The sequence below is a fragment of the Microbispora catharanthi genome (genome assembly GCF_006334915.2).
GTDB lineage: Bacteria > Actinomycetota > Actinomycetes > Streptosporangiales > Streptosporangiaceae > Microbispora > Microbispora catharanthi.
The window spans coordinates 152387-176221 of sequence record NZ_VDMA02000018.1; the positions used below are offsets into that span (position 1 = coordinate 152387).

Below are 23835 nucleotides of genomic sequence, written 5' to 3' on the forward strand. Positions count from 1 at the left end.
TACGGTGGAGCCCAGCGTGCGCGGCTGGTTATCAGATCGGTGACGACTCGCTCGTTGTCCCCCTCTCGATCAGCGGCTGTGCGCACACTGGCCATGTGACAGGGAGAGTAAAGCCGAGTCGAGAACGGGAGGGGCAGTGATGACACACCCCACCGAACCCGGCGACGCTTATGCGACTCCGGCCTCCGCCGAAACCCCGGAGGACACGACGGCCGGCGGCGAAGCGGCGACAGGTGCAGAGGCGACGCGCGTGAAAGTCAGGCGTGACCCCCGGGTCCCACTCACCACCGCGGCCGGGCTCGGCGCGGTGGCGGTCGTCGTGGCCCTGGTCACCGGAGGCTCGGCGCCGGTCGTGACCGCGATCGCTGGGGTCGTCACCGGCCTGCTCGCGGCGGTCTCACTGATCATGGCCGCCTCCCGCGTCCTCCCTGCCCACCGGCGCCAGCCCGGCGCCTTGCGGTGGATGGCCGCAGGGTCGCTGACCTGGCTCCTCGGCGTCGGCGTACGTCCCGTGGCCGACGGCACGCCCTTCGTGCTCACGTTCGCTGACCTGCTCATGCTCGTCGGATCGGTGCTGCTCGCGATCGGCTGCGGCATGTCCGTGAAACCACCCGCGTTCACGCGCGGGGTGATACGCCAGGCGGCCGACGCCTACCTGGGCGCGGCGTCGGTCTTCGCCGTGGCCTGGGTCGCCGTGCTCGGCCCGGCGTTCAGGAAGGCGGAGGACACCGGAGCGTTCTTCGTCGCGCTCGCGCTGCCCGTGGTCTGCCTGCTCGCGACCTGCGCCGTGACACCGGCCGTGGCGGCCTCCCGGTCGGGCAACCGGGTGGTCGGGCTCACCGGCGTAGGGGTGCTCACCGCGATAACGGTGGCCGAGATGGCCACGGCCCTCGCCCGTCTCGACGGCGACACCCCGCCGCTCGCGGCAGGGCTCGTCGTCCCGGCCATGCTGCTGGTCCTCGCCGTCGCCCCGTGGGTGCAGGAGGACCGGCCGGCCAGGCCGCTGCCCGCCGCGCTGACGGCCGCCACCCCGCTCGTGCTGGTCGCCGCCGCCACGCTGGTCGCCACCTTGTACGCGATCGGGAGCAGCCGCGACGCCGCCCTGGTGGTCGTGGCCGCCTCGGTCGTCCTCGTCCTGCTCGGCCGGCTGTTCGTGCTCCTGGTCGAGACCGCGGGCATGCGCCGCCTCGTCGACGTCGGCGAGCAGCAGCTGCGCAGGCTGGCCGAGAACACCGGCGACGTCGTGCTCGTGTGCGACCCCGGCGGTGTCATCCAGGAGGTGGGCCCCGGCCTCGAGACGACGTACGGCTACTGCCCCGAGGACCTCGCCTTCCGGCCGATCTTCGACTACATCCACCCCGAGGACCTGCCGGCCGTACAGGCCCTGCTCGACCGCATGACGGACGAGGACGACGACGGGCCCGAGCAGGGGGGCGGCACCCGCATCTCCTGCCGGTTCCGCGCCTCCGACGGCACCTGGCGTCCCACCGAGTCCGTGGCCGCCCGGCACGTACGCGACGACGACCTCGTCCTGGTCACGATCCGCGACCTCAGCGACCAGGTGGCCCTGCGCAACCAGGTCACCCACCTGACCTTCCACGACGGGGTCACCGGGCTGCCCAACCGGGCCTACTTCGAGGAACGCGCCCGGGACGTGCTCACCCGCCGCGGCGCCGGCGGGACCGCGGTGATCTTCCTGGACCTCGACGGCTTCACCTCCGTCAACGACTCCGTGGGCCACGCCAGCGGCGACCACCTGCTCGGCCAGGCCGCCCGCCGCCTGCGCTCGGCCGTACGGGCCGACGACACGCTCGCCCGGTGGGGCGGGGACGAGTTCGCGGTGCTGCTGGAGGGCGGCGCGTCCGGCGGCGCCGACGCGCAGACCGCCATCGACCTGGCCGAGCGGCTCGTCCGCGCGGTCTCGAACGAGCCGTTCCGGGTCGCGGACCGGGACGTCGCGCTGACGGCCAGCGTCGGTGTGGCGTTCGCCGAGGAGGACCTGCCGCCCGGAGACCTGCTGCGCAACGCCGACGTGGCGATGTCGCGGGCCAAGGAGCTCGGCGGGCGCCGGGTGGAGGTCTTCGCCACCCACATGCACGCCGACGTCCTGCGCCGCCTGGAGATCGCCTCCGACCTGCAGCGGGCGCTGCTGGAGAACCAGTTCGCGATCGAGTACCAGCCCGTGGTCGACCTGGCCACGTCGCAGGTGACCGCCGTCGAGGCGCTGGTGCGCTGGTGGCGGGGCAGCACGTTCGTGCCGCCGGAGCAGTTCCTCGGGCCCGCCGAGGACACCGGGATCATCGTGCCGCTCAGCGAGTGGATCCTGCGCGAGGCGTGCCGCGAGGTGGCGGCCTGGCGCGCGTCGTCCTGGGACATCGGGCTGGCGCTGAACCTGTCCGCACGGCAGATCATGGCCCCGCGCTTCGTGGAGACCGTGGCGGAGGCGCTGAGCGAGAGCGGGCTGCCCGCCAGCGCGCTGACCCTCGAGGTCATCGAGGAGATGCTGGTCGAGGACGCCGGGGAGATGATCAGCAGGCTGTCGGAGCTGAGGACCCTCGGCGTACGGCTGGCCATCGACGACTTCGGCACCGGCTACGCGTCGCTCGCGTTCCTGCGCCAGCTGCCGGTCGACATGATCAAGATCGACCCGTCGTTCGTCTCCGGGCTCGGCCGCGACGACACGCTGACCCTGCTGACGAAGACGATCGTGCAACTCGGCAACGACCTCGGCCTGATCGTCGTCGCCGAGGGCATCGAGCGTCCCGAGCAACTCGACCTGCTGCGCAAGATGGGCTGCACGCGCGGCCAGGGCTATCTCGTGGCCCGCCCCATGACCGCACGCGGCGTCGACTCCCTGATGCCCACCACCACCCTCCAGAACACCGCCTAGCGGTGTTTCCCGCCTCGCTCGCCGGGGCGCCGATCTGCCAAGCCGTGCCGGAGGCTCGCTCGGTGTTCCCGGGACGCTGGAGGGGCGCCGGTGACATAACCTGGGAGTCCGTTGCGGGTGTCTTGGATGGCGAGACGGGCGTCCCAGATGATTTGACGTGGAGGCGCTCCATCGGACATCGTGTAGCCATGCATAGCGGTGGGATTCTCGTAGTACTTCGCAGGCGCGCAGCCTGACGAAGCCCTCGGTCCTGCGCGCGCCCCAGCTCCGCCCAGCGGATGGGGCATTTTTTATGCCAGGAGTCACGCCAAGCAGCCAAGCCAGAAGCAAGCTCAGCCACAAGGAACGAGCCGATGACCGAGAAAATGACAGGTGCCCAGGCCCTCGTGCGGGCGCTGGAGCAGGTCGGGGTCGACACGGTGTTCGGGATCCCCGGCGGGGCCATTCTCCCCGCCTACGATCCCCTCTACGACTCGACCAAGGTCCGGCACGTGCTTGTACGGCACGAGCAGGGTGCCGGCCACGCGGCCGAGGGGTACGCGCAGGCGACCGGCAGGGTCGGGGTGTGCATGGCCACCAGCGGCCCGGGAGCGACCAACCTGGTCACCCCGATCGCCGACGCCTACATGGACTCGGTGCCGATCGTGGCGATCACCGGGCAGGTGGCGTCGCCGCTGATCGGGACCGACGCCTTCCAGGAGGCCGACATCTCCGGCATCACGATGCCGATCACCAAGCACAACTTCCTGGTCACCAACGCCGAGGACATCCCGCGGACCATCGCCGAGGCGTTCCACGTCGCCGCCACCGGGCGCCCGGGGCCGGTCCTGGTGGACATCTCCAAGGACGCCCTGCAGGCCACCACCACCTTCTCCTGGCCCCCTGTCATGCAGCTGCCCGGCTACCGTCCGGTGACCCGGCCGCATTCCAAGCAGATCCGCGAGGCCGCCCGGCTGATGACCGAGGCCAAGCGGCCGGTGTTCTACGTCGGCGGCGGCGTGCACAAGGCGCAGGCCGCGGCCGAGCTGCTGGAGCTGGCCGAGCTGACCGGCATCCCGGTGGTCACCACGCTGATGGCGCGGGGCACCTTCCCCGACAGCCACCCCCAGCACATGGGCATGCCCGGCATGCACGGCAGCGTCTCGGCCGTCGGCGCGCTGCAGCGCTCGGACCTGTTGATCGCGCTCGGCACCCGCTTCGACGATCGGGTGACCGGGGAGCTGTCCAGCTTCGCGCCGAACGCGAAGGTGATCCACGCCGACATCGACCCGGCGGAGATCTCCAAGAACCGGCATGCCGATGTGCCGATCGTGGGCGACTGCCGTGAGGTGATCGGCGATCTGATCACGGCGGTGCGATCCGAGCAGGCCGACGGCCGCAAGGGCGACTACACCGAGTGGTGGCGGACCCTCAACGGCTACAAGGAGACCTACCCGCTGGGGTACGAGGAGTTCGCCGACGGGTCGCTGGCTCCGCAGTATGTGATCGAGCGGCTGAGCGCGCTGGTGGGGCCGGAGGCGATCTACACGGCGGGTGTGGGCCAGCACCAGATGTGGGCCGCGCAGTTCGTCAAGTACGAGCACCCGGGGACGTTCATCAACTCCGGTGGTGCGGGCACGATGGGCTTTTCCGTCCCGGCCGCGATGGGCGCGAAGATGGGCTGCCCGGACAAGGTCGTGTGGGCGATCGACGGCGACGGGTGTTTCCAGATGACCAACCAGGAGCTGGCGACCTGCGCGATCGAGGGTGTGCCGATCAAGGTGGCGGTCATCAACAACGGCAACCTCGGCATGGTCCGCCAGTGGCAGACCCTGTTCTACGACGAGCGGTATTCCAACACCGATCTGCAGCGGGTCAAGCGGATTCCCGACTTCGTGAAGCTGGCCGAGGCGTACGGTTGTGTCGGCCTGCGGTGTGAGCGTCCGGAGGACGTGGACGAGACGATCCGCAAGGCCATGGAGATCAACGACGTGCCGGTGGTGGTCGACTTCGTCGTGCACCAGGACGCGATGGTCTGGCCCATGGTCGCCGCAGGCACCAGCAACGACGACATCAAGTACGCCCGCGACATGGCGCCGAACTGGGAGGGTGGAGAATGAGCCCGGCCTCGGCCCCACGCGACAACGACCAGCAGTGCGAGGAGATGAGCATCAGCGAGCACAGCGCCCGGCGGATGCCGCTCCGAGCCGAAGGCGAGGAGATGGCATGAGCCGCCACACGCTGTCCGTCCTGGTGGAGAACAAGCCGGGCGTGCTGGCCCGGGTCGCCGCCCTGTTCAGCCGCCGTGGGTTCAACATCGACTCGCTGGCGGTCGGGCCCACGGAGCACGACGACATCTCGCGGATGACCATCGTCGTCAACGTGGAGGACCTCCCGCTGGAGCAGGTCACCAAGCAGCTCAACAAGCTGGTCAACGTCATCAAGATCGTCGAGCTCGACAACAGCCAGTCGGTGCAGCGCGAGCTGATGTTGATCAAGGTGCGGACCGACTCCGAGAGCCGGTCGCACGTCCTCGAACTCGTGAACCTCTTCCGGGCGCGTTGCGTGGACGTGGCCCCGGACGCGGTCACGATCGAGGTCACCGGGACGACCGACAAGCTGGAGGCGTTCGTCCGGGTCCTTGAGCCGTACGGCATCAAGGAGCTCGTGCAGTCGGGCATGGTGGCCATCGGCCGCGGCGCCCGTTCCATCACCGACCGCTCGCTTCGCGCCCTCGACCGCAGCGCATAGCCGTATGGCAGGCACGTCGCGACGGACAACCCGTGAAAGGCAAGTAAGTGACTGAGATCTTCTACGACGACGACGCCGACCTGTCGATCATCCAGGGCCGCCACGTCGCGGTGCTGGGGTACGGCAGCCAGGGCCACGCGCACGCGCTGAGCCTGCGCGACTCGGGGGTGGACGTCCGGGTCGGCCTGCCCGAGGGCTCCAAGAGCCGGGAGAAGGCCGAGGCCGACGGGCTGCGCGTGCTGTCGCCGGGCGAGGCCGTCGAAGAGGCCGACCTCACGATGATCCTCGCGCCGGACCACATCCAGCGGCACCTGTACGCCGAGCACGTCGCGCCGAACCTCGTCGAGGGCGACGCGCTGTTCTTCGGCCACGGTCTCAACATCCGCTACGGCCTCATCGAGGCGCCGACGGGCGTCGACGTCGCGATGGTGGCGCCGAAGGGCCCGGGTCACCTGGTCCGCCGCCAGTACTCCGCCGGCCGCGGCGTGCCCTGTCTCGTCGCCGTCGAGCGCGACGCCACCGGGAATGCCTGGCCGCTCGTGCTGTCGTACGCCAAGGGCATCGGCGGCACCCGCGCCGGCGCGCTGAAGACGACCTTCACCGAGGAGACCGAGACCGACCTGTTCGGCGAGCAGGCCGTGCTGTGCGGCGGCGTCTCCGAGCTGATCAAGGCCGGGTTCGAGACGCTGATCGAGGCCGGCTACCAGCCGGAGGTCGCCTACTTCGAGTGCCTCCACGAGATGAAGCTGATCGTGGACCTGATGTACGAGGGCGGCGTCTCCAAGATGTACTGGTCGGTGTCCGACACGGCCGAGTACGGCGGCTACACCCGCGGCCCGCGCGTGGTGAACGAGGAGACCAAGAAGGAGATGCGCCGCATCCTGGACGAGATCCAGGACGGCCGCTTCGCCCGCGAGCTGGTCGAGGAGTTCGACTCCGGCCAGACCAACTTCAAGCGTTACCGCGAGGAGCTGGCGGGCCACCCGATCGAGCAGACCGGCGCCAAGCTGCGCCCGATGATGAGCTGGCTCAAGGGCGAGCAGGCCTGACGCTCGCGAACGCTCGCGTGACCGCGGCGCCGCGCCCCGCCGACGAGGTGGGGAGCGGCGCCGCGTCGCGTTTCACGGACCCCGCCGCCGCCGTTCAGGCGCCGGTGGTCCCGCAGCGGTTCCGGCGGCCGTCGAGCGCCCGCCGCCCGTCCCGGCCGCCGGGGTCGTCAGCACTCGGCGGGCTTGAGCCAGGAGCATTCGAGGTCACCCGCGGGCGGCCGCAGGGACGACGGGGTGGCCTCCTGCGGCGATCCGGGGGTCACGCTCCGCGCCGACGCCGCCTCGTCCACCGCGGCCTTCCTGCTGAATTGGGCCAGCCTGACGGCGATCCGGTCCTCCAGGTCCCGCGGCGGGCCGGACAGGTAACCGTTGCTGATGACCGAGAAGACCAGCGGCTCACCGTCCGCGCTGGTCACGTAGCCCGACAGCGCGGTCACGCCGGTCAGCGATCCGGTCTTGGCGTGCACGTTCCCGGCCGCCGCCGTGCCGCGCATCCTGCTGCGCAGCGTGCCGCCGACCATCCGCTCCGCCTCTCCCGCGATCGGCAGGGCGGCGTACCAGGTGGGGAACCAGGGCTTGCCGCGCACCGCCGCGAGCAGGGCCGTGATTCCGGCGGGCGTCAGGGCGTCCACCCTGGACAGGCCGGAGCCGTCCCGCAGCCGAAGCGTCTTCACGCCGTTCGCCTGTGCGAACGCGGTCGTCACGGCGAGTCCGGCCGCCCACGTCCCCGCGCCGGAGACCTTGCGTCCCATCGTCTTGGTGAGGATCTCCGCGTGCATGTTGTTGCTCAGCTTCAGGAACGGCACGAGCAGGTCGCCGAGGGTCATCGACCGGCGTGAGGCGACCGTGGCCGCCTTGGCCGGGGCGGTCCCGCGTACGGTCGGCCCGAGCACCTTCACACCGTGCCGGGTCAGCCCCTCGCGGAACAGGGAGGCCGCGTAAAGAGCGGGGTCCCACACCGCGACCCACTCGTCGTACGGCTCGGCGACCGTGCCGCTGACCACGACGGTGTCGGTGCCGTGCTGCCGCTCGACGAGCACGTCGGTCTCGTCGCCGGTGACGGCCCTGTTCACGATCTTCACGTAGCCGGTCGCCGGCGTGGTGGTCACCTTGGCGGCCTTGCCGGGGCCGTCTCCGGGGGCGACCGAGACGATCACCGAGCCCGCGTCGTAGTCGGTGTCGGGCGCCGCGGTCAGCGCGGAGATCTGCCCGGCGTAGTAGTACGGCTCGTCGTCCCAGGCCCAGTCGGTGCCGAGCCGTACGTCGTCGAACCAGGTGTCGTCGGCGACCAGCCGTCCCGTGACGACCTTGACCCCGGCCGCAGCGACCTTGGCGGCGAGCGCGTCGTAGTCGGCGGCGAGCATGGTGGGGTCGCCCGTGCCCCGCAGCGTGAGGTCCCCGACGACCGTGCGGCCCACCGTGGACGCGGCGAGCACGTCGGTCGTGAACCGGAAGTCCGTGCCGAGCGTGTCGAGGGCGGCGGCCGAGGTGAGCAGCTTGGTGTTGGAGGCGGGGGCGAACAGCTTGTCCGCGTCGAGGGAGTAGAGGTCCTCGCCGGTGGCCGCGGCGCGCACGGCGACGCCCGCCCGCGCGGGGTCAAGCCGGGAGTCGGCGAGGATCTGGTCGAGGTCGCGGGTCAGGTCCGCGACGCCGGGGGCCGGGTCCCGCGCCCCGGCGGGGACGCCGGAGCCCGCGATGCCGGTGGCCAGGACGGCACCGGCCAGCATGATGGTGATACGTCGTGACAACCGCACAGTCCGCTCCCGGGTGAGTGGCTTTCCGCGATCGTCGGTGAGCGGCGCCGGGGCGGCAATACGGAAATGTACGTATAGCGATCAGCCCGGGATCGAGACCAGGAACACGCAGTCGCCGAAGGCCACCTCGTCGCCGGCCCGCACGGACGCGGGGCCGACCAGGCGCCAGCCGTTCAGCCGGGTGCCGTTCATCGAGCCGAGGTCGACGAGCAGCCAGGAGTCGTGCTCCCGCCGCAGCTCGGCGTGCACCCGCGAGACGGTCAGGTCGGCGAGGACGAGATCGCAGGAGGAGCCGCGGCCGACCAGGTAGCGGGCCCGGCCGTCGGCGGGCAGGGCGAGCCGGGGCAGCCGGGGACGCCGCCAGGCGGACTCGATCCGGTTGCTCAGCTCCGACACGGAGGCGACGGCGTCGGTGATCCTTCTGCGCCAGCGCCCGCGGTGCGGGAGGTCTGCGACCAGCTCGTCCAGCTCGTTGCGGTTGCGAGCACGAAGCGCCAGGTCCACCCGGCCGACGAAGGTCTCCATGGACAGGCGTCCTTCGGCGGCCCGGTCGCGGAGCTCGCTGAGCGCGCGCTCGCGGTCCCCGTCCGAGGCGCGAACCGGGGGAGAGCTCATGATTGGAGTATCCGCCGCAGTGGTCCGAGGTGTCCAGAAGACCGCCGTATTCGCCGCCGATCCCGGGGCGGGCGCGGGGCCGCCGGGCGTGGCGTCCCCGCTCCCGCGCCGGGCCGGCGCGCGTTTCTACTGCCGGCCGAAGTCCTGGGTCCAGTACGGGCCGCCGGCGGCGACGTACCCGACCCCGATGTCGGTGTAGTTGCAGTTGAGGATGTTCTGCCGGTGTCCGGGGCTGTTCATCCAGCCCTGGACCACCGCCTGCGCGGTGCCGTAGCCCTTGGCGATGTTCTCCGCCGCCGCACGCCAGGTGTATCCGGTGGCCGTGATGCGGTCGGAGAAGGAACGGCCGTCCTTCGAGGTGTGGTCGAAGTAGTTCTTGGCGGACATGTCGGCCGAGTGGGCGTACGCGGCGGAGCGCAGGCGCGCGTCGTGCTTCAGCGGGCCGCAGCCCGCCTTCGCCCGCTCGACGTTGGTGAGGCGCACGACCTCGTTCTCGATGGCGGTGCCCACGGCCGAGCCACTCGTGGGAGAGGCGCTGGGAGCGGTGGAGGCGGGGGCGCTCGCGGAGGGACTCGCGGCCGTGCTCGGGACGGTGCTCGGGACCGCGGAGGGGCTGGTGGTGGGGATGGCGGTGGGGCTTGGGGAAGAGGTGGCCGTGGGAATGGGGGTGGGGACGTCACAGTCGAGGCGCACCGGCCTCGACCGCGACACGTGGCCGCGGTAGTCGGTGACGACGCTGTAGTACGCACCGTCCGCGCAGGTCAGCGCGACGACGATGCGCGCGTTCCTGACCACCTTGGAGCCGCTCTTGACCACGCGGTCGGGGCCCGGCCTGTTGTTCACGATCCGGACCCGGAAACGGGCGTTGTCGATGCAACCGGCCCGCGAGCCCGCCGCGCGGATCTTGCCGTCCACGCTGACGTAGGGCTTCGCGGCGGCGACCCGGCAGCCCGCGTGCTGGGCCTCGGCCTGAGCGGGGCCGGCCGCCATGCCGACGGCCGTGACGCTCCCGAGGCACAGGACCGCTCCGAGCGCTCTATTCACGATCATTCCTCCAGTGGGGGTTAGACGCTGGGGAAGTCGTCATTATGGTCGGCTACAGACCGACATGTGGTGATAAATCGGTCCAATCCCTAAAGTATCTACCTTCTCTTAAACTTCCTTTATCCTGCATACGGCCTGAGATGTCCGATAATTCCCAGGTCAGCGGCATGATCAGCGAGGGGACCGCCTTGAGGGGCGCTTAAGGTCGCGGTCGGCCTCCCGCGCCACGCGTTCCAGCTCCTCGCGGTAGCTCTCCCACCACGCCAGATCGCCGGCCGTCACGACGTCGTCGCCGTCCCGGTACCCGGCGCCGCCGTCGATCGACTCGCGCACGATGTCGGCGTGGCCGGCGTGCCGGTGGGTTTCGGCGATCATGTGGACGAGCACGCGGTGCAGGGTCGCCTGCCGGTGCTCCTCGGGCCACCACACGATGTGGGCGGCCGATTCCAACGGCAGCGCCGCGATCGTGGCGTCCGCGTGTCCCCAGGCACGCCGGTACACCCCGATGACGTACTCCCTGGACTCCTCGGCGGTGGCCCACATGTCCGTGTTCCTGGCGAAGGCGGCGGGCCCGAGATCGGGACGGAACCAGGGCACGGGCTCGTCGAAGTGACGGCCGAACACGAACCCCAGATACAGCAGCTCGACGCCGGCCAGATGCTTGACCAGCCCCAGCAGGTTGGTGCCCGTCGGCGTCAACGGGCGGCGGACGTCGTATTCCGAGAGCCCGTCCAGCTTCCACAGCAGGGCGTCGCGGGCATCCTGCAGATAGCGGCGCAGGTCGGCCTTCAGATCCGCCTCGGTGAGCATGGCGTGTCTCCTGTTCGGGAGGAACGGTCGGGAGCCGGTCGTGCTCCCCGGGAGGGAAGACTCCCGATGTGAGGCAGAATCGTCGCTCGTGGGCGAGGTTTTTTCCCCGACGGCCGCCGACGGCGACCTGGCGCGGGCGCGAGACGGGGACGAGGCCGCGTTCACCAGGCTGGTCCGGCCGCTGCGCCCGGAGCTGCACGCCCACTGCTACCGCATGCTCGGCTCGGTCCACGACGCCGACGACGCCCTTCAGGACGCCCTGCTGCGGGCCTGGCGGGGCCTCGTCCGCTTCGAGGGCCGCTCCTCGCTGCGCTCGTGGCTGTACGCCGTGACCACCCGCGCCTGCCTCGACCTCGCGGAGAGCCGGGGCAGGCGGGCGCTGCCCATGGACCTGGGCCCGTCGAGCGAGCGCGCGGTCGTGGACGGGCAGGGTCCGCTCGGCGACGTCGCCTGGCTGGGCCCCTATCCCGACGCCGGCCTCACGGACGGCCCGGCGGGGCGCTACGAGCGGCGCGAGGCCGTGGAGCTCGCCTTCGTCGCCGCTCTGCAGCACCTGCCCGGCAACCAGCGTGCGGCGCTGCTGCTCTTCGAGGTGCTCGGCTTCTCCGCCGCCGAGATCGCCGCGATGATGAAGACCTCGGCCGCCTCCGTGAACTCGGCTCTGGCGCGGGCCCGCAGGATCCTCGCGGAGAAGGCGCCCTCCCTCGACCGGCACCGGGCGCCGCGCGTCATCGGCGACCCCCGGGTGCGGGAGATCGCCGTCGGATTCGCGTCCGCCCTCGAACGCGGGGACGCCGACGCCCTGATCGCGCTGCTCACCGACGATGTCACCTGGTCGATGCCCCCGCTGCCGCACTGGTATCGGGGCATCGCGGCGGTCGCCGACTTCGCCGTGCGAGTGCCGCTCACCCGCTGCCCGAGCTGGCGGTATGTCCTGACCGGCGCGAACGGCCAGCCGGCCGTGGCCTTCTACGTCGGCGAGGGCGCCGCCCGCCCGCACACCGCCTGGTCGATCACCGTGCTGACCCTGCGGGACGAGCGCATCTGCGAGATCACCTCATTCCTCGGCGCGGAGCACTTCGCCGGGTTCGGGCTGCCCGCCGTCCTGCCCGTCGCTCCCGGGGGCGGCGCCCGCTGAGGCCGTGCTCCCGGACGCGACGGCGGCGAGGCGGTCGGCGGTCAGGTCGTACCTGAGGGTCATCAGCACGCCCGCGAACGTGATCAGGGCGGGCACCACGGTCACGCCGATCACCACGGCGAGGTGGGCGCTGTCCGGCTGGGTCACCGGATGCTCGGGATCGGAGGAGACGAAGCCTCCCACGCTCAGCACCCATCCGTACGCGGTCGCCCCGAGCGCCGCCACCGCGTTCTCCACCGCGGTCCACAGGCCCGTGAAGATTCCGCCTCTGCGCTCACCGCTCACCGCTCCGTCGTACGCGATGACGTCGGCGAGCATGGAGAACTGCAGCAGTTGCAGGCCCGCGTAGCCGACGCCGACGATCATCACGCACAGGTGCGCGTACAGCTCGCCGAGCGCGGGCGTCGCGAGGATCAGCAGCGCGCCGGCCGTGAACAGCGCGCCGGACAGGATCATCGCGCCGCGCTTGTCGAGCTTGCGGGCCAGCCACACCCACAACGGCATCGTGACCAGCATCGGCCCCACGAGCGCCGCGAAGAGCGTCGTGGTGGCGGAGGTGTCGTCGAGCGCGTAGGCGGCGAAGTAGGGCGCCCCGGCGAGCATCACGCCGGCTCCGAGCGTCTGCGCGGAGCTGAGCCCGAGCAGCCACAGGAACTGCTTGCTCGTGCGGGCGGCGGCGAGCTGCTCCCGCAGCGTCCCCTCGGACCTCTGCGGCCCCGTGAAGGGCGCGCGGGCGGTGCCGAAGAACGAGCCCAGCATCGCGACGAGCAGGATCACGCCGAAGGCGACGCCCATGGTGCGATACCCGTCGGCCGTCTCGCCGGCGATCATCGGGGCGAGGATGCCGCTCATCGCGATCCCGATCGCGATGAGGACCATGCGCCACTGAAGCAGCGAGGTCCGCTCGTGGTAGTCCGTGGTCATCTCCGCGGGCATCGCCTTGTACGGCACCTCGTAGAGGGCGTATCCGGTCGCGGCGGCCAGGAAGGTGACTCCCACGTACAGGGCGGCGGGTACGCCGGTGAGCGGCGGCCCGGCGAACATGAGGCCGAACGACACCGGCAGCACGAGGGCCCCGGCGAGCAGCCAGGGCCGGCGCGGTCCCCAGCGTGAGACCGTGCGGTCCGACCAGCGGCCGACCAGAGTGTTGGCGACCAGGTCCCAGGCCTTGGGCAGGAAGAGCACGACGCCCGCGAACGCGGCCGGCACGGCGAGCACGTTCGTCATGTAGAAGAGCAGCAGCAGCCCGGGGATCGTGGAGAAGTTGGCCGTGCAGAACGAGCCGACGGCGTACCCGAGGCGAACCCCGAGGGAGACCTTCGACGGGGAGGGCGTCGCCGCCGTGGAGACCATGGCGACATTCAAGCCGAGCAAGCGACCGTTCGGAAGGACTCTCCGGCAACGGTTCGGCGGCTGCCCGATGTCTTGTCGATCTCCGTCTCGCCGATCTCCGCCGGACGGTGCCGGCGGAGATCGGCGACGGGGTTCCGGCTCAGTCGCGCACGTCGGGGCAGACGACGTGCGCGCCGATCTCGATCAGGCGGCGTTCGGTGTGCGCGTCGGCGACCCGGGCCATGAGCACCGGGGCCTCGCTGGCCGCCAGCTGCGGCAGCCGGGCGCGCACCCGCCGGTGCAGTTCCTTCACGATGTCGTCGGCGGCGAGGATGTGCACCTTGACGTGCAGCATGATCCCCCACAACCCGGCTGCCGTGCGCGCCTCGGAGATCCAGACGTGGTGGACGTAGGGATACTCCGGCAGCAGTTCGGCGACCGCCACCCGCAGCGCCGGCAGGATCGGATGGCGCGTCCTGCGGTAGCCGGGGTCCACGACCTGCATGGCCCCCGACAGGTGCTGGCGGGGGGCGGGGATCCACTGCGACGGAAGTGGGGAGGGCGCCGCCGCGACCGGGGCGGGCGCGGGCGGGGCGGGCGTGGGCGGCGGGGGAGCCTGCCGCGTGGCCTGCGCGCGGGTCACGGTCGCCATCGCGCCCGTCGCGTACGCGGTCGGGGCGGCCGAGCCCAGGGCCGACAGTGCGGGAGCGGGACCGGTGCGGGTCTCCTCCAGGTAGCGCCGGAGGTCGTCGATCGGCACGGCGGCGGCAGCGGGGCCGGCCGCGTCGATCACGATCTCGCGCACGCCTGTGACGCGCTGGATGTCGAGCATGGTGTCGACGTCGCACGCCGACAGCGAGTGGCTGCCACGGTGCCGGGCGTAGGTCGCCGGTCCCGTGTAGCCCAGCAGAACGCGTTCGCCGTTCTGCGTCGTGCCGAGCACCACGGAGCGGTCGGGGCGGACCGCCACCAGGATGCCCCACTCCGCGAGAGCCGCCAGGAGTTGCCGGGGGCTGCCATGCCGCGCGAGAACGTCGCCCAGGGAGGGGTTCCCGATGCTCATAGCCTGAACGATAGGGACTGGACCATGGCGAATCAGGCTAATCCCCAGATTAGGTGCGATCAATACCGAGATGGGTGGCAGTCCGTATGGATCAGGCGTAGATGGGGTACATCGACCGGCTGTGCCTGTATGTGAGTGAGTCTCATGGACCCCCCGGTCCCATCGGAACCTTCCGGACGACCGGGCCGCGGGGGCGGCGCCGAAGCCGCGCCGATCGAGAATCTGAGACCGGGTCGTCGTGCCGCCGCGACACCGCCGAGACCTTGGGTGTCTCGTATGCCGGGCGCTCGTGAGAGCTTTCACAAGGCCCCGATAGACTCACGTCGTCCGCGCTGTCGCACTTCACGAAGGACTCAACCCAGTGAACAAGCCCGTCGTACTTGTCGCAGAAGAGCTCTCAGAAGCGGGTCTCGCCGTGCTCGGCGCGGATTTCGAGGTCCGGCACACCGACGGCGCCGACCGGTCGCAGCTGCTGCCCGCCCTCGCCGACGTGGACGCCCTGATCGTACGCAGCGCCACCCAGGTGGACGCGGAGGCCATCGCGGCGGCGCACAAGCTGCGCGTCGTCGCCCGCGCCGGTGTGGGCCTGGACAACGTCGACGTCGAGGCCGCGACCAAGGCCGGCGTCATGGTCGTGAACGCCCCGACCTCCAACATCACCAGCGCCGCCGAGCACACGGTCGCGCTGATCCTCGCCAGCGCCCGCAACGTCGCCCAGGCGCACTCGGCGCTCAAGGACGGCGAGTGGAAGCGCTCGAAGTACACCGGCGTCGAGCTCGACGAGAAGGTCATCGGCATCCTCGGCCTCGGCAAGATCGGCCAGCTCGTCGCGCAGCGCCTGCAGCCGTTCGGCGTCGAGATCATCGCGTACGACCCCTACCTGCAGCCGGCCCGCGCGGCGGCGATGGGCGTGCGGCTGGCGTCGCTGGAGGAGGTGCTCCAGCAGGCCGACTTCATCACGGTCCATCTGCCGAAGTCGAAGGAGACCATCGGCCTCATCGGCGACCGCGAGCTGCACATGGTCAAGCCGAGCGTCCGGCTGATCAACGTCGCCCGTGGCGGGATCATCGACGAGAACGCCCTCTACTCCGCCCTCAAGGAGGGCCGCGTCGCGGGCGCGGGCATCGACGTGTTCTCCAAGGAGCCCTGCACCGACAGCCCGCTGTTCGAGTTCGACCAGGTCGTGGTGACCCCGCACCTCGGCGCCTCCACCCACGAGGCCCAGGAGAAGGCCGGCACGCAGGTCGCCCGCAGCGTCAAGCTGGCGCTCGCCGGCGAGTTCGTGCCCGACGCGGTGAACGTCCAGGGCGGCGCGGTCGCCGAGGACGTCAAGCCGGGCCTGCCGCTCACCGAGAAGCTGGGCCGCATCTTCACCGCGCTCGCGGGCGAGGTGGCCACCCGCCTGGACGTCGAGGTCCGCGGCGAGATCTCCGCCCAGGACGTCCGGGTCCTGGAGCTGGCCGCCCTCAAGGGCGTCTTCACCGGAGTCGTCGAGGACGCGGTGACCTACGTCAACGCGCCGCTGCTGGCCAAGGACCGCGGTGTCGTGGTCGAGCTGGTCACCAGCGCGGAGAGCCCCGACTGGCGCAACGTCATCACGGTGCGCGGCGTGCTCGCCGACGGCCGCACGGTCTCGGTCTCCGGCACCCTGTCCGGCCCCCGGCAGATCACCAAGATCGTCGAGGTCAACGGCTTCGCGATGGAGATCGAGCCGACCGAGCACCTGGCGTTCTTCACCTACGCCGACCGCCCGGGCATCGTCGGCATCGTCGGCCGCCTGCTCGGCGAGCACAGCGTGAACATCGCCTCCATGCAGGTCTCCCGGGACGTGAAGGGCGGCAAGGCGCTCATCGCGCTGACGGTCGACACGGCGATCCCGTCCGAGGTCGTCGAGCAGATCGCGGGGGAGATCGGCGCCGACAGCGGCCGTACGGTCGACCTGGAGGACTGACGCCCCGGCATCAGCTCATCGGACGGCCCGGCGCCCCGCGCGCCGGGCCGTTCGCGTTTTTCCGCCCGGTGCCGTCCACCCCGCGGTTTCCCGTCCCGTGGACCCTGTCTCATGAAGTGAGATACTAGGTCGTCCTACGAGATTGTGGGGTACTCTTGCGATGACGAGGCGCCCCGCACTTCTACCTGCCGCGACGGGGCCTGATCAGGGCAGGCCGGCCCGTCGCGGAGCGCCGCGCCGCCGGCCTTCGGCTCGCCAGTGACGCGTGACCCGCGTTCCATCGGCGGCCGACGTTCCGGATCCGCGACAGGCGGATCCGCGCTCAGCATTCCTCCGTCGAAGAGAGAATCGCCATGTACGAGATGTATCCCTGGGGCCGTTCCGAGGACGCTGAGGACGAGGCGGCCGCGGCCCTGCAGATCGCGCTCGACCGTCGCGACAACGGGGGCGTACCGCAGCGCTGACCTGGCCGGGATCGGCGGGACCGGCCACCCTCCGGATGTGCCAATCTTGAGTGCGTGGTGAGCATCGGCGGTGGGGCCGCGAACACGACCAGCCTGCTCCGGCTGATCAACCAGCGTGCGGTGTTCACCGAGATCTTCCGCCTCGGCAAGGCCTCGCGCCCCGAGCTCGCCCAGGTGACCGGACTGTCCAAGCCGACGATCTCGATGGCGCTGGCCGACCTGGAGCGTGCCAGGCTCGTCCGCCCGGTCGGGCTGCGCACCGGCGGCACCGGCCGCGCCGCGCTGCTCTACGAGATCAGGCCGGAGGCGGGCTGGGTGCTCGCCGCCGACATCGGCCGCACCACCGTGCGGCTCGCCCTCGCCGATCTCGTGGGCGACGTCGTCGTCCGCAGGCAGGAGCCTTCGGCGGCGGGGTCGTACGAGGGACTGCTGGAGCAACTGGTGCGGTTGGCGGCCGAGGTCGTCGCCGAGGCCGGACTGGAGCCCGGTGACGTCACCGTCACCGTGTTCGGCACCCCGGGAATCCACGACAAGGAGGGCGGGGCGCTCCGGCTCGCGCCGGGCCTGCCCGGCTGGGAACGTCCCGGCGCCGTGGACGCGCTGGCCGGTGTGACGGGCTCGCCCTACACGGTCGAGAACGACGTCGACCTCGCGGCGGTGGGAGAGGGGGCCTACGGCCTGGGCAAGGAGGTCTCCCACTTCGTCCTCGTGTCCATCGGGACGGGCGTCGGCATGGGCGTGGTCATCGACGGCGGTCTCTACCGGGGCGCCCGGGGAGCGGCCGGCGAGATCTCCTACCTGCCGGTAAGCGTGCCGGGAGGCGAGGACGGCCCGGGCTTCGACCGAAGGCGCGGCGAGTTCGAGTCGGTCGCCTCCGCCGACGGCATCGTCGCGGCGGCGGCGCGCCTCGGCATGACGGCGGCCACGGCCGAGGAGGTCGTCGACGCCGCCCGCCGCGGCGACGCGGTCGCGCGCATGGTGCTGGCCGCCGAGGCGGGCCACGTCGCCCGCGCCCTCGCCGGGGTGATCGCCGTGCTCGATCCCGAGCTGGTCGTGCTCGGCGGCGGCATCGGCGCACAGGCCGGCGACCTGCTCGCCGGTCCGGTGGCGGAGCGGCTGGAGACGCTGGTGGCCCTCACGCCGCCGCGGATCGAGGTGTCCACGCTCGGGCCGGACGCAGTGATCCTCGGGGCGCTGGCGGTCGGGCTGTCCACGGCGCGGGACCTCGTCTTCGAGCGTGCCGTCTCGGCGGGACCCGCCTGACGAGCAGGTACGCCCGGGTAAGGACCGAATGGTGAGATCGTGTTTCGATCTCCGAGACAACCGGTAAGGTACACGCATGGAGTCGAGCAACATCCGCCTGGCAGTGATCCCCGGTGACGGTATCGGCACCGAGGTCGTCGCCGAAGGCCTCAAGGTCCTCAACGCCGCGGGCGTCAAGTCCGAGACCACCGAGTACGATCTCGGTGCCAAGCGCTACCACGCGACCGGGCAGACGCTTCCCGACGAGGTGCTCGACGAGCTGCGCGGCTACGACGCGATCCTGCTGGGCGCCGTCGGCGACCCGAGCGTGCCGCCCGGCGTCCTGGAGCGCGAGCTGCTGTTGCGCCTGCGCTTCGAGCTCGACCACTACGTGAACCTCCGCCCGGTCAAGCTGTTCCCCGGCGTGACGACTCCGCTCGGACAGGCCCGCCCCGAGGACATCGACATGATCGTCGTCCGTGAGGGCACCGAGGGCCCCTACGCAGGCGCCGGTGGCGCGATGCGCCGCGGCACGCCGCAGGAGATCGCCACCCAGGAGTCCCTGAACACGGCCTACGGCGTCGAGCGCGTCGTGCGCTACGCCTTCGAGAAGGCCCTGGGCCGGCCGCGCCGCAAGCTGACGCTGGTCCACAAGACCAACGTGCTGACGTACGCCGGCGACCTGTGGGCGCGCACCGTCGACCGGCTCAGCCTGGAGTTCCCCGAGGTCGAGACCGACTACTGCCACGTCGACGCGGCCTCCATGTTCTTCATCACGCAGCCGCAGCGGTTCGACGTGATCGTCACCGACAACCTGTTCGGCGACATTCTGACCGACATCGGCGCGGCGGTCGCCGGCGGCATCGGCCTGGCGGCCAGCGGCAACGTCAACCCGGCCCGCACGGCGCCGTCCATGTTCGAGCCCGTCCACGGCAGCGCGCCCGACATCGCGGGCCAGGGCAAGGCCGACCCGACCGCCACGATCCTGTCGGTCGCCATGCTCCTCGACCATCTCGGCCACGCCGCGGCGGCGGCCCGCGTCGAGCAGGCCGTGGCCGACGACCTGATCGAGCGCCAGGGCGCGTGGACGGCGCGCTCCACCCGCGAGATCGGCGACGACATCGCCGCCCGAGTAGCCGGCTGATCCCGGCCGCTCATCCCGACATCACGCGCATGGCGGCCCGGTATGGGCCGCCATGCGCTTTTTCATACCCGTCAAATGCCCTAGTTTTCCCTTAGCCGACTCGTCGCACAATTACTACGACGACGTAGAGAGAAGGACCTCGCATGACCACCCACCTCAGGTTCGACGCGCAGCTCAACCCGCAGGCCCGCAGTGCGGCCGAGCGCGAGCAGGTGCTGGCGAGCCCCGGCTTCGGTCAGGTCTTCACCGACCACATGATCTCCATCGACTGGAGCGAGGGGGAGGGCTGGCACGACGCGAAGCTTCAGCCGTACGGTCCGCTCGTCCTGGACCCCGCCACGTCGGTGTTCCACTACGCCCAGGAGCTGTTCGAGGGGCTCAAGGCGTACCGGCAGCCGAACGGCTCGATCGTCGCCTTCCGGCCGTACGCGAACGCGGCGCGGTTCAACCAGTCCGCGCTGCGGATGGCGATGCCGGAGCTTCCCGAGGAGACGTTCGTCGAGTCGCTCGAACTCCTCGTGCAGACCGACCGCGACTGGGTGCCGACCGCCGAGGGCCACAGCCTCTACCTGCGCCCCTTCATGATCGCCACGCAGCCCGCCCTCGGGGTGAACCACCCCTCGCGGAGTTACAAGTACATGGTGATCGCCTCGCCCGCCGCGTCGTACTTCACCGGAGGCCTCAAGCCGGTCTCGGTCTGGCTGTCCACGGAGTACACCCGCGCGGCGCCCGGCGGCACCGGGTTCGCCAAGTGCGGCGGCAACTACGCGGCGGCGTTCGTGGCCCAGCGGCAGGCCGTCGAGGAGGGCTGCGACCAGGTCGTCTGGCTCGACGCCTTCGAGCACCGGTGGGTCGAGGAGATGGGCGGGATGAACCTGTTCTTCGTCTTCGGCGACCGCCTCGTCACTCCGGCGCTCACCGGGACGCTGCTGCCCGGCATCACCCGTGACTCGATCCTCAGCCTGGCCGCCGAGCTGGGATACACGGCGGAGGAGGGCAAGATCTCCATCGAGGACTGGCAGGCGGGCTGCGAGTCCGGCGCGCTCACCGAGGTCTTCGCCTGCGGCACCGCCGCCGTCGTGACCCCCGTCGGCTCGGTCAAGGGCGTCGACCGGAGCTGGACCGTCGGCGACGGCACCCCCGGGCCGGTCACGATGAAGATCCGTGAGGAGCTCGTGGGCATCCAGTACGGCAGCCGTCCCGACGCCCACCACTGGATCCACAAGATCTGCTGACGGTCCGGGCAGGGCCCCGCCCTCGGGCAGGGCTCAGCCGGTCGCGACCGGGCAGGCCGTGCCCACCGCGAGGACGGACAGCGAGACCAGCCCTTGGAGCAGGCCGCTGCCCCTTCCGGCGCCCACGCCGGCCCTGCCGTCGACTCTGCCGTCGATCCTGAGCAGGGGCCGCGGGGCCGGGCACGCCGCCGGCTCCGCCGGAGCGGCGAGCGGAGGCGTGACGGGAGACGGTGAGGGCGTCGCGGTCACCGTGACGGTGACCGTGGGCACCGGGGCGGGCCTGGCGCCGGGCGTCTTCACCGGCGCGGGGCTCACGGTCACCCGCGGGCCCGCGATGGTCACGTGCTGGGTGATGTTGCAGACCCGGGCGCGCCGGCACAGCGCGTTCTGCACGTTCGAGGAGCCGCCGGCGGTGTTGGTGGACGTGTGCTGGTAGCCGTGGTTGCGGGTGGCGCCGGCCACCGACAGCTTGGTCCCGGGCCGGTCCTGCGGGTCCTTCCCCTGCGTGGTCGCGACGTTGCGCACTGCGCGATCGGCGCGCCCGTGCCCGTTGTCGGCGGCGGCCCCGAGCGGGGCGACGCCGGTGATGAGCGCGGTCGTGGCCGAAGTGCCGACGAGAAGGAAACCGGCGAGTCTGCCTTTGAACGCCCCGCCGCCGCGCCGACAAGTCATTCGTCGCTCCCTGCTATATGAAAACGAGTCCTGGCGAAGAGGTTCGCGAATACGAACCGCTTTGCGAGAGTACTCGCCGAAGGAACGCTGATCGTGTGTCTCGCGTCCGTATGGCAGGTTATTACGGCGTCGTTGCCGGAAGCGACGAATAAACCGGGCCATCTCCCTGCAAACGGCCACGTGAATCGGGTGGTTGCGTGGCCGTTTGCGGGCGGGTCACCAACCAGACGACGGTGCCGAGATGCGCTGGTTGACGTTGCAGACCCGCTGAGAGAGCCGCTTGCATGCCGCCAACTGCGCGTTGGTCTTGCCGCTCGCGTTGACGGCGACGTTCTGGACACCTCTCTGGTAGATGGGTGCGCTGCCCGCGCTGTAGCTGACGTTGCGCCTCCCGTTAGAACAATTACGTATTCTTTGTTTGGTCAAATTTGCTCGCATATGGGCTTCTATTCGACCGGGCCCGGGGGGCGGTCCGCAGGGTGATCCGTTGCGAGCAGGCCGCCGGGCGGCGGCCGGGCGCGCCGCCGCGTACGCCCGGCCGGCCGGTCCGGTGGCGCCCCTCCTGGTCGTCGCATTCGGTCGTGGCCGCTGTGACCTGCGCGAACACTCCCAGACATCTCGTACTATGAGATCGATGTGCCAGAGGGTGACCGGCTGTGGCAAACTGCTCAGCACCATGTACTACGGTCTGCTCATTATCGGCAGGCGCGCCGGCTGAAGGACATCGCCGGCGCGCAGACCTCTCACGTCCGTGAGGGGTCTTTTTGTTTGAGGGGCCTTTTCGGTTGGGGCCGATAGCGCGCGGCGAGACGCAACCCCGCGAAGGAGACACAGAGATGGCCGACGATCGTTTCCACGTGTACGACACGACGCTCCGCGACGGCGCCCAGCAGGAGGGGCTGAACCTCACGGTCGCCGACAAGCTGGCCATCGCGCGTCACCTGGACGGCCTCGGCGTCGGCTTCATCGAGGGCGGCTGGCCGGGCGCGAACCCCAAGGACACCGAGTTCTTCCGGCGGGCTCAGACCGAGCTCGACCTGAAGCACGCGCAGCTCGCCGCGTTCGGCGCGACCCGCCGGGCGGGCGTGAAGGCCGCCGACGATCCCCTGGTGGCCGCGCTGCGCGAATCCGGCGCGCCGATCGTGACGCTCGTGGCCAAGAGCCACGACCGCCACGTGGAGCTGGCCCTCCGCACCACGCTGGAGGAGAACCTCGCGATGATCCGCGACACGGTCTCCCACCTGACCGCGGAGGGCCAGCGCGTCTTCCTCGACGCCGAGCACTTCTTCGACGGCTACCGCTCCAACCCCGCGTACGCGCTGGAGGTGCTGCGCACGGCCGCGGAGGCCGGGGCGTCGGTGGTCGCACTGTGCGACACCAACGGCGGCATGCTCCCCGACGAGCTGGCCGACGTGGTGCACGAGGCGGCCGGCACCGGGGCCCGCGTCGGCATCCACTGCCACGACGACACCGGCTGCGCGGTCGCCAACACGCTGGCCGCGGTGAAGGCCGGCGCCACGCACGTGCAGGGCTGCGCCAACGGGTACGGCGAGCGCTCCGGCAACGCCAACCTGTTCACGGTGGTGGCCAACCTCCAGCTCAAGCGGGGATTCGACCTCGTGCCGCCGCAGTCGCTGCGTGAGATGACCCGCATCGCCCACGCGATCACCGAGGTCACCAACGTCACGCCGAACTCCCACCAGCCGTACGTCGGGACGTCGGCCTTCGCGCACAAGGCGGGCCTGCACGCGTCGGCGATCAAGGTGGACCCGAACCTCTACCAGCACATCGACCCCGCCGAGGTCGGCAACGACATGCGCATGCTGGTCTCCGACATGGCCGGCCGCGCCTCGGTGGAGCTGAAGGGCCGCGAGCTGGGCTACGAGCTCACCGGCGAGCAGTCCAGGCAGCTGGTCGAGCGGGTCAAGGACCTGGAGGCAAGGGGGCACACGTTCGAGGCGGCCGACGCGTCGTTCGAGTTGCTGCTGCGCGACACCGTCGACGGCGAGCACCGGCGTTACTTCACGGTCGAGTCGTGGCGAGTGATCGTCGAGCGCCGTCCCGGCGGCGACGTGGTCAGCGAGGCGACCGTCAAGCTCCACGCGAAGGGCGAGCGGATCATCGCGACCGGCGAGGGCAACGGTCCGGTCAACGCGCTCGACAAGGCGGTGCGGCTGGCACTGGAGAAGCTCTACCCCGAGCTGGCCGGGGTCGAGCTCATCGACTTCAAGGTCCGGATCCTGGAGGGCACGCACGGCACGGACGCGGTGACCCGAGTGCTGATCACGTCGAGCGACGCGACCGGCGAGTGGGCCACGGTCGGGGTGGGCGAGAACATCATCGAGGCGTCGTGGCAGGCGCTGGAGCAGGCGGTGACGTACGGCCTGCTGCGGGCGGGGCACAGCGCCTGACCAGCCGCCGAGCCCTTCCGGGTTGGTACGAGTGGTGCTCACGTTGCGCTCGTGGATGCTGTGGTTTTAGTGACATTTAGTCTAGTTGGTGCTTAGATAGGCGAAGCTCCTGAGGCGGTCTTCGCCACGATCGGCGATCCCGACCGCGGTTCCAGCCTCAGCGCCCCGCTCTGGCTCAACGGAGGGTGAAGGCAAGAAGTATCTCCGCACTGAACCCCGTGCTGTCGCGGTGCCTGCCGCCGGCTTCTGATCGTTCTATCGGAGGCGGCCGACGCCGTGGGAGCCGAGCGA

At 70.9% G+C, this 23835-nt stretch carries 17 protein-coding genes; 10 read left to right on the forward strand and 7 right to left on the reverse strand.

Translation table 11 applies throughout. From position 1 onward, the window contains the following. Window positions 1-250: 250 nt before the first annotated feature. The 4 genes from FH610_RS29900 to ilvC all read left to right on the forward strand — a co-directional run bounded on the left by FH610_RS29900 (window position 251) and on the right by ilvC (window position 6669). Complete coding sequence (locus FH610_RS29900) at window positions 251-2890, forward strand: putative bifunctional diguanylate cyclase/phosphodiesterase (protein WP_240809276.1); 2640 nt, start codon at window positions 251-253, stop codon at window positions 2888-2890. A gap of 278 nt (window positions 2891-3168) precedes the next feature. Then, complete coding sequence (locus tag FH610_RS29905; RefSeq protein ID WP_139578364.1) at window positions 3169-4989, forward strand: acetolactate synthase large subunit; 1821 nt, start codon at window positions 3169-3171, stop codon at window positions 4987-4989. A 106-nt stretch (window positions 4990-5095) separates the two neighbouring features. After that, a complete protein-coding gene (gene ilvN / locus FH610_RS29910) occupies window positions 5096-5620 on the forward strand; it encodes an acetolactate synthase small subunit (RefSeq protein ID WP_030506098.1) in 525 nt (174 codons plus the stop codon). Window positions 5621-5676: 56 nt separating this feature from the next. Continuing rightward, entirely contained in the window at window positions 5677-6669 is a 993-nt protein-coding gene (gene ilvC / locus FH610_RS29915; protein ID WP_139578411.1) for a ketol-acid reductoisomerase, read from the forward strand. A 167-nt stretch (window positions 6670-6836) separates the two neighbouring features. Here the strand turns inward: ilvC and dacB are convergent, their stop codons facing one another. The 4 genes from dacB to FH610_RS29935 form a co-directional block, all read right to left on the reverse strand. Next, complete coding sequence (gene dacB / locus FH610_RS29920; RefSeq protein ID WP_205826169.1) at window positions 6837-8423, reverse strand: D-alanyl-D-alanine carboxypeptidase/D-alanyl-D-alanine endopeptidase; 1587 nt, start codon at window positions 8421-8423, stop codon at window positions 6837-6839. Window positions 8424-8504: 81 nt separating this feature from the next. Beyond that, window positions 8505-9038: a DUF1707 and FHA domain-containing protein gene (locus FH610_RS29925; RefSeq protein WP_139578365.1), complete on the reverse strand. Its 534-nt coding sequence runs from the start codon at window positions 9036-9038 to the stop codon at window positions 8505-8507. A gap of 126 nt (window positions 9039-9164) precedes the next feature. Beyond that, window positions 9165-10082 carry a CAP domain-containing protein gene (locus FH610_RS29930; RefSeq protein ID WP_139578366.1) on the reverse strand — a complete coding sequence of 306 codons (918 nt, stop codon included), beginning with the start codon at window positions 10080-10082 and terminating at the stop codon, window positions 9165-9167. A gap of 171 nt (window positions 10083-10253) precedes the next feature. Continuing rightward, window positions 10254-10892, reverse strand: a complete 639-nt coding sequence (locus FH610_RS29935) for a DinB family protein (protein WP_139578367.1) — start codon at window positions 10890-10892, stop codon at window positions 10254-10256. An 88-nt stretch (window positions 10893-10980) separates the two neighbouring features. Here FH610_RS29935 and FH610_RS29940 point away from each other — a divergent pair, with 88 nt between their 5' ends. Then, the gene (locus FH610_RS29940; protein WP_240809278.1) at window positions 10981-12030 is read left to right on the forward strand and encodes a sigma-70 family RNA polymerase sigma factor; all 1050 of its coding nucleotides are present in this window, start codon (window positions 10981-10983) and stop codon (window positions 12028-12030) included. Here the strand turns inward: FH610_RS29940 and FH610_RS29945 are convergent. Continuing rightward, window positions 11950-13383: an MFS transporter gene (locus FH610_RS29945; protein WP_139578368.1), complete on the reverse strand. Its 1434-nt coding sequence runs from the start codon at window positions 13381-13383 to the stop codon at window positions 11950-11952. The genes FH610_RS29940 and FH610_RS29945 overlap by 81 nt on opposite strands. Window positions 13384-13522: 139 nt before the next feature. After that, window positions 13523-14425 (reverse strand): hypothetical protein, encoded by a 903-nt coding sequence (locus tag FH610_RS29950; RefSeq protein ID WP_139578369.1) that lies wholly within the window; start codon window positions 14423-14425, stop codon window positions 13523-13525. 361 nt (window positions 14426-14786) lie between these two features. On the opposite strand from FH610_RS29950, the gene serA reads away from it, so the two are divergent. From serA to FH610_RS29970, 4 genes are all read left to right on the forward strand, one after another. Then, window positions 14787-16376, forward strand: a complete 1590-nt coding sequence (gene serA, locus FH610_RS29955) for a phosphoglycerate dehydrogenase (RefSeq protein WP_139578370.1) — start codon at window positions 14787-14789, stop codon at window positions 16374-16376. Window positions 16377-16894: 518 nt separating this feature from the next. Continuing rightward, window positions 16895-18103 carry an ROK family transcriptional regulator gene (locus FH610_RS29960; protein ID WP_205826170.1) on the forward strand — a complete coding sequence of 403 codons (1209 nt, stop codon included), beginning with the start codon at window positions 16895-16897 and terminating at the stop codon, window positions 18101-18103. 76 nt (window positions 18104-18179) lie between these two features. After that, window positions 18180-19226 carry a 3-isopropylmalate dehydrogenase gene (locus FH610_RS29965; protein ID WP_139578371.1) on the forward strand — a complete coding sequence of 349 codons (1047 nt, stop codon included), beginning with the start codon at window positions 18180-18182 and terminating at the stop codon, window positions 19224-19226. Between the two features lie 143 nt (window positions 19227-19369). After that, window positions 19370-20461 carry a branched-chain amino acid aminotransferase gene (locus FH610_RS29970; RefSeq protein WP_139578372.1) on the forward strand — a complete coding sequence of 364 codons (1092 nt, stop codon included), beginning with the start codon at window positions 19370-19372 and terminating at the stop codon, window positions 20459-20461. A gap of 33 nt (window positions 20462-20494) precedes the next feature. On the opposite strand, the gene FH610_RS29975 is transcribed toward FH610_RS29970, so the two are convergent. After that, window positions 20495-21133 (reverse strand): hypothetical protein, encoded by a 639-nt coding sequence (locus tag FH610_RS29975; RefSeq protein WP_139578373.1) that lies wholly within the window; start codon window positions 21131-21133, stop codon window positions 20495-20497. A gap of 836 nt (window positions 21134-21969) precedes the next feature. Between FH610_RS29975 and cimA the strand changes: the two genes are divergently transcribed. Beyond that, a complete protein-coding gene (cimA, locus tag FH610_RS29980; protein ID WP_139578374.1) occupies window positions 21970-23544 on the forward strand; it encodes a citramalate synthase in 1575 nt (524 codons plus the stop codon). Window positions 23545-23835: the final 291 nt, after the last annotated feature.